We start from the raw sequence: 4,735 nt of genomic DNA on the forward strand, positions 1-4,735 counted from the left end.
GCGGGGGGGGGGGGGGGGGGGGGGGGGGGGGGCGCGCACCCCGGGGCCCTTTGGCCCGTGGGCCCCCCGGGGGGCGCAAATGCCCCGGGGGGCGTCCCTCGGTGTGGCCAACGCACTGAAGGCGTCCCTCGGTGCATCGCGCGAGCACGAGCCGCCCCCGGCGAGCCGTCCCCCGCGCAGTCCGAGCCCGTGAAGGCCTCCTTCACAGCGCTCAGCGCCGGTAAGGGGGCCTTCACGGCGTTGAGCGCCGGTAAGGGGGCCTTCACGGAACGAACCGGGGGCGGAGGTCAGTCGCGGTCGCGGGTGCGGGGGCGGATGCCGATGCGTCGCCAGCTGCGCCGCCGCGGGTGCTGACCGTCGCCGTTCTCGGCGTTCTCGCGGGCCACGGTCCGGGACATCCTCGGGTACTCGGCGCCGTTGCGGGGCAGCCGCACCGCGCGCATCGCCCCGGCCACCCGGCGGCGCAGCGGCGGGCGCAGCCCGAGCCGTCGCGGGCTCCTGGCGCGGCGGATGGCCCGGCGTTCGCGCGGGGGCACGGCCCATGCCTCGGGGTGGGCGGCCAGCCAGCGGTGCCGGTAGACCGAGTACGGGATGTGCGCCAGGTAGAGGATCAGCGCGATGGCCAGCGCGACCAGCGGGAACTGGATGATCGCCGCGGCCAGGATTCCGACGATCACCAGCAGCGGCGCGATCGCCTTGGGCGGCGCCTTCGCCGTCTTCAGCGACAGCGTCGGGATGCGGCTGATCGAGAGCGCCGCGATCGCGACCATCCACGCCCAGGTCACGTACTCCGAGGACCACCAGCCGGTGCCGAAGTGCATCGTGACGATCAGCGGCAGCATCGCCAGCAGACCGCCCGCCGGCGCCGGGACGCCGACGAAGAACTCGTTCGCGTAAGGGGGCTGCTCGGTGTCGTCGAGCAGGGTGTTGAACCGCGCGAGCCGCAGGATCATGCACACCGCGAAGATCAGCGACGCGACCCAGCCGGTCTTGTCCGCGCCCGGCTGCCAGACGTAGAGCACCAGCGCCGGGGCCACGCCGAAGGAGATGCCGTCGGACAGCGAGTCCAGCTCGGCGCCCATCTTCGACGTCGCGTCCAGCAGCCGCGCGATCCGGCCGTCGAGGCTGTCGAGAACGGCGGCGATGCCGATCGACGCGATCGCCATCCCGTAGTTGTGCGTCAGCGCGAACTGCACCGCGGACAGGCCCGCGCACAACGCCAGCACGGTGATGGCGTTCGGCAGCAGCCGGACGCCGGGAGTGGTCACGCGGACCATGGCTCAGCCCTTCGCCGGCACGACGGGGAGTTCGGCGATCACGGTCTCGCCGCCGACCGTGCGCTGCCCCTTCTCGACGAGCGCCTTGCTGCCCTCGGGCAGGTACAGGTCGACGCGGGAGCCGAAGCGGATGATGCCGTACGTCTCACCGATGCCGACCTTGTCGCCCTCGCGGATCTCGCACAGGATGCGGCGTGCCACCAGGCCGGCGATCTGCACCACGACCAGTTCGTGACCGTCCTCGGTGCGCATCAGCACGGAGTTGCGTTCGTTGTCCTCGCTCGCCTTGTCCAGGTCCGCGGAGAGGAACTTCCCCGGCCGGTACGCGACCCGCTCGATCACGCCGTTCGCGGGCGTGCGCTGGACGTGCACGTCGAACACGGACAGGAAGACGCTCACCCGCATCCGCGGTTCGGCGGGCAGGCCGAGCTCCGGCGGCGGGGTGGCCTCCTCGATGAGCGAGACGAGGCCGTCCGCGGAGGCCACCGCGATGCCGCCCCGGCTCGGCGCGACGCGCTTGGGCGCGCGGAAGAAGGCCGCCACGGCCGCGGTCGTCAGCGCGCCGGCGACGCCGAGGCGCTTCGAGAACCGGCGCAGCAGCAGCGTCGCGGCCAGCCCGCCGAACACGAACGGGCGACCCGCCGGGTGCATCGGCGGCACGGTCTCCCTGGCCAGTTTCACGGCGTGTGTGAGGGGGTTGCCGCCTGCCTCCGGCCGGTTGCCGCTCATGGGTGGGCTCTCCGCAATTCTTGGTCGGAATGAACTCCGGCGACGCCGTCCGGCGGCCGGTGTTGACGGGCCCAACGCTACCGCCCGCCGCGCCGGGAGGATCCGCACGGCCCCTGGTCGCCGGGCCGGGTATCCCCCTCGCGGGTTTCCCCGCCGGGGGTGGGGGTGGCCACACCGCGATAACAGTCAGTGGCCGCCGACGATAACAGTAGGTAGTCAGCGCCGCTCGGGCGCATGCCGGACCTGCCGAGGGAAGCGATGCCAGCCAGTCTCGATCCAGCCGACGAGGAGCTCGCCGAGCTGTTCACGGCGTGGCAGCGGGACATCGTGGCGGTGCCGATCCCGTCGCTGGTCGATCCGGGGCAGGCAGCCGAGATCGTCGCGCGGGCAAGCCGGACGCGCCGGGTGCATGCGCCCCCCGACGACGCACGCACCCGGCCGCGGGAACAGGGGAAGCGTCTACTCTAATCGGCCGTATGGCCGCGGTTGCCGATCGTGAAGCAAATGTTACGAACGGTTACGGTTCCCCGCGCTGGACACCAGCCGGAGAATGAGCAACAGCAGGATCGCGCCGAGAATCGCGACGCCGAAGCTGGGGAAGTCGAACTCGAAGTTCTTGGTGTGCCCGGTGGCGATCCGGTAGACGAAGCCGCCGAGCGCCGCGCCGACCACTCCGACGAGGATGCTGACGAGACAGCCCTGGGGACGCCGGTCGCGGCCGCCGACCACCACGTTCGCCACCCAGCCCGCCAGGGCGCCGAAGATGATCCACGTCAGGATTCCCATGATCCGCAGGATACCGGGGCACCCTGTGGATAGTTGTACAAGAACTCTTGTACAACTACTCTTGTGGATATGTCCGAACGTGAAGTCCACGATGTCCGCGACTCCCGGGTGCTGGCCGCGATGTCGCATCCGCTGCGCCGCCGCCTGCTCGACCTGCTGAAGCTCGACGGCCCGGCGACGGCGTCGGTGCTCGCGGAGAAGACCGGGCAGGCCGTCGGCAACATCAGCCATCACCTGAAGGTGCTCGCCACGAGTGAACTCGTCGAGGAGGCTCCGGAGCTGGCACGGGATCGCCGGGAACGCTGGTGGCGGCGGGTGCCGCGCGGGCTGAGCTGGGACGCGTCGGACTTCCCTGGCGACCCGATCGCCGACGCCGCCGAGTTCCTCAGCCTCGACCGCGAGACCGCGATCGCGCGCCAGTGGCTGACCGACCGGGAGGGTTACCCCGCCGAATGGCAGGCCGCGTGGTTCGCCAACGACGGGTGGGCCCGGATGTCCGCGGCCGAGCTGCACGAGCTGAACGGCCGGATCCTGGCGTTGTTCCGCGAGTACACGCAGCGGGAACTGCCGGATGACGGCGTCGAACGGCGTCCTGCCTTCCTGGCCGCGCGCGCGTCGCTGGGCCGCCCGTGACGACGCTCGTCCGGCCTGGCCTGTGGCGGATGCGGGACTTCCGGCTGCTCTGGACGGGTGAGACGGCGAGCCTGTTCGGCAGTGCGGTCGCGAGCACCGCCCTGCCGCTGGTGGCGGTCGTGACCTTGCAGGCGAGCACGTTCATGGTCGGGCTGCTTTCCGCGGTGGCCTGGCTCCCGTGGCTCCTGGTCGGGCTCCCGGCGGGGGCGTGGGTGGACCGGTTGCCCAAGCGGCCGGTGATGCTCACCTGCAACACGGTGTCGGCGCTGGTGTTCGGCAGTGTCCCCGCCGCCGCCCTGCTCGGTGTGCTCACCATGCCGTACCTGCTGGTCGCGGCGCTGCTCGGCGGAGTCGCGAAGGTGTTCTTCACGCTCGCCTACCGCGCCTACCTGCCCGCGCTGGTCGACGACGCGCACCTGGAGGAGGCCAACGCCAAGCTGCTGGGGAGCGACTCCGCCGCCAATATTGCCGGGCCGGGTCTTGCCGGGGTCCTGGCGAAGGTCTTCGGACCGGTGAGCGGGATTCTCGCCGATGCCGTGAGCTTCGGGGTTTCGGTTTTGTGCCTGAGTTTCGTTCGTGCGAAAGAAACAAAGCCATTCGTGGAAAAGCGGCGACTTCGCACAGAAATCGGCGATGGACTTAGTTTTGTGGCACGAGATCCGTATTTGCGGCCATTGATGATCTTTGGTGCCACGTCGAATCTCGCCCTGGACGGATATGAGGCGATCCAGATCGTTTTCCTCGCCAGGGACCTCGGTGCGGGCCCAGGGCAGATCGGCCTGATTCTGGCGCTGGACGGGGCGGGCGGGGTGTGCGGCGCGCTGGTCACCAGGCGGCTGGCGGCACGGTTCGGTACCGCGCGGGCGTTCCTGATCGGCGAAGGGGTGGCGGCACCGATGATGCTGCTCGGGCCGTTCGCGAGCGGCGGCGCCGGGCTGGCGTTCATCGCCGCCGCCGGCTTCGGGACGGGTGCCGGGCTGGTCGTGTCGAACGTGCTGGTCGGCACGTTCCGCCAGCGGTACTACCCGCCCGAGCTGTTCGGCCGGATCAGCGCGACCTACGCGGCGGTGAACTACGGCACGATCCCGCTCGGCGCGTTCCTCGGCGGCCTGCTCGGCGAGGTCCTCGGCGTGCGGCAGACGATGTGGCTGATGGGCGGCGTGCAGCTCGCCGCGTTCGGCCTGCTGCTGCGCGGCCCGTTCCGCGCCCGCCGCGACTTCCCGGCTCGCGTGAGCTGAAGGGGACTTTCCTCTCACCGGACGCGCTGAAGGGGGGGTTGTTAGCAGGCGCCGCGGGGGGGGTCGACGGGT

The 4,735-nt window shown here is 71.1% G+C and carries 6 protein-coding genes; 3 read left to right on the top strand and 3 right to left on the bottom strand.

Features of this window, described 5'->3' with window-relative positions; translation table 11 throughout:
- Positions 1-287: 287 nt before the first annotated feature.
- Entirely contained in the window at positions 288-1,277 is a 990-nt protein-coding gene (pssA, locus tag ACFWX1_RS34055) for a CDP-diacylglycerol--serine O-phosphatidyltransferase (RefSeq protein ID WP_378393872.1), read from the bottom strand.
- A 3-nt stretch (positions 1,278-1,280) separates the two neighbouring features.
- On the bottom strand, positions 1,281-2,006 hold the full coding sequence (locus tag ACFWX1_RS34060; RefSeq protein ID WP_378393873.1) for a phosphatidylserine decarboxylase: 726 nt from the start codon (positions 2,004-2,006) through the stop codon (positions 1,281-1,283).
- 258 nt (positions 2,007-2,264) lie between these two features.
- Here ACFWX1_RS34060 and ACFWX1_RS34065 point away from each other — a divergent pair, with 258 nt between their 5' ends.
- Positions 2,265-2,474: a hypothetical protein gene (locus ACFWX1_RS34065; protein ID WP_378393874.1), complete on the top strand. Its 210-nt coding sequence runs from the start codon at positions 2,265-2,267 to the stop codon at positions 2,472-2,474.
- Between the two features lie 39 nt (positions 2,475-2,513).
- On the opposite strand, the gene ACFWX1_RS34070 is transcribed toward ACFWX1_RS34065, so the two are convergent.
- Positions 2,514-2,792, bottom strand: a complete 279-nt coding sequence (locus tag ACFWX1_RS34070) for a GlsB/YeaQ/YmgE family stress response membrane protein (protein WP_378393875.1) — start codon at positions 2,790-2,792, stop codon at positions 2,514-2,516.
- Positions 2,793-2,861: 69 nt separating this feature from the next.
- Between ACFWX1_RS34070 and ACFWX1_RS34075 the strand changes: the two genes are divergently transcribed.
- Both ACFWX1_RS34075 and ACFWX1_RS34080 read left to right on the top strand, forming a co-directional pair.
- On the top strand, positions 2,862-3,425 hold the full coding sequence (locus ACFWX1_RS34075; protein WP_378393876.1) for a helix-turn-helix domain-containing protein: 564 nt from the start codon (positions 2,862-2,864) through the stop codon (positions 3,423-3,425).
- A 29-nt stretch (positions 3,426-3,454) separates the two neighbouring features.
- A complete protein-coding gene (locus tag ACFWX1_RS34080) occupies positions 3,455-4,663 on the top strand; it encodes an MFS transporter (protein ID WP_378393901.1) in 1,209 nt (402 codons plus the stop codon).
- Positions 4,664-4,735 lie beyond the last annotated feature (72 nt).

The organism is Amycolatopsis sp. NPDC059021, assembly GCF_042739895.1.
Taxonomy (GTDB): Bacteria; Actinomycetota; Actinomycetes; order Mycobacteriales; family Pseudonocardiaceae; genus Amycolatopsis.